A 623-nucleotide genomic window follows, 5' to 3' on the forward strand; every position below is an offset into this window, starting at 1 on the left:
GTAAGTTATAAGGAGGGATTAAGATGAGTGCTGTTATAGATACAAAACCTAAAATAACTAAAGACCAGATAGTAAAATCATCTGTAGTTTCTAAGAGACTAGGACAATATAGAAGAAAAGCAAAAGAAAATCCAATATATATATCTGATAATGGTAATATTGATACAGTAATCCTATCATACGATCAATTTGAGAAAATGTATGAAAGACTTGCTGAATTAGAGGAAAAAGAAGAAGAAAGAATTATAGGTGATAGAATTAAACAAGTTGAAAAACATCCTGAATTATCTGCTAAATGGAAGGATATAAGACGTAATGGATAATAAAAGATTTGAAATAATCTTTGCTGCAGGAGCGATAAAGGAATATAAAAAGTTAGATAATTCTATACTTAGTATAGTTAATAAAGCAATAGATGATCTAGAATTTAGAGCTGATGAAGTAGGAAAACCACTCAAAGGTAACTTATATGGTTGTAAAGAAAAAAAGTTAAGGAATGAAGGTATAAGAATAATATTTAGAATAGTAGATAATAGAGTTGATATTCTACGTATAGTTTATATATTAGCCATACAAAAAAGAGAAAGAGATACTGTATTTAAAATAGCTACTAAAAGAAATAA

The 623-nt window shown here is 27.1% G+C and carries 2 protein-coding genes; both read left to right on the forward strand.

The features are described from left to right. Window positions 1–23: 23 nt before the first annotated feature. On the forward strand, window positions 24–323 hold the full coding sequence (locus KM800_RS15115; RefSeq protein WP_136711351.1) for a type II toxin-antitoxin system Phd/YefM family antitoxin: 300 nt from the start codon (window positions 24–26) through the stop codon (window positions 321–323). After that, window positions 316–623, forward strand: a 308-nt coding sequence (locus tag KM800_RS15120) for a type II toxin-antitoxin system RelE family toxin (RefSeq protein WP_217813825.1), incomplete at its 3' end; no start/stop codon positions are given. The genes KM800_RS15115 and KM800_RS15120, both read left to right, overlap by 8 nt.

Source organism: Clostridium tyrobutyricum, assembly GCF_019144085.1.
In the GTDB taxonomy this organism is placed as follows: domain Bacteria; phylum Bacillota; class Clostridia; order Clostridiales; family Clostridiaceae; genus Clostridium_B; species Clostridium_B tyrobutyricum_A.